The sequence below is a fragment of the Pseudomonas sp. P5_B2 genome (assembly GCF_056400445.1).
Map to the genome: position 1 here is coordinate 1 of NZ_JBFULH010001406.1, position 625 is coordinate 625.

Consider the following 625-nt stretch of genomic DNA (forward strand, 5'->3'; position numbering starts at 1 on the left):
CGCTATAGCTGTGCATCGCACCAGACCCTTTCATGAAAATCATCGTTTTTCATCGCCCGGCTGGGCGCAATACATACCAATTCAGAGCGGATAGTGGGCGGGGCATGCCCTAATACCTGACGGAAGCTGACCTGCGCGCCAGCGACGACCACGCACCGTTGGAGACTCACTCATGAGCACCAGCCTCGTTATTGCCTTGGTGGACATTGCCATGAAGCCAGGCGCCAGCATGAGCACCCGTTTGATCACTACTCGACGCACCTGCCGCGAGTTCAGTAAGCGGCTCGATTCAATTCGCGAAGAACGTCGAGCCATGCGCCGCAAGGCCAGCAAATTGCGCCAGTACCTGCCATTCACCGCCAGCACCATCGCCCAGATCGAGCGTCAAGCTGACGACCACCGTCGGGTGGAGCGGGAAGACCTGCGCACGGTGCTCGCTGGCATCGGTCGTTCGTTGGTGATGGACACCGAAGGTCTGGACAAAGGGCTTGGGTTTGATCGGATGTGCGATCTGCTGTCGATAAACACTGTGGAGCGGGAGGCAGCGCGCAACGATGGGTTGGACACCCTCACCGATCTGGCGTTCGCCTACGTGCTTGAGGACAGCGCCACTCGCCGAGGCCAG

1 protein-coding gene is annotated in these 625 nt (G+C 59.7%); it reads left to right on the top strand.

The annotated features are described in order from the left end of the window. Positions 1-172: 172 nt before the first annotated feature. Positions 173-625, top strand: a 453-nt coding sequence (locus AC1DRJ_RS31495) for a hypothetical protein (RefSeq protein WP_477805541.1), incomplete at its 3' end; no start/stop codon positions are given.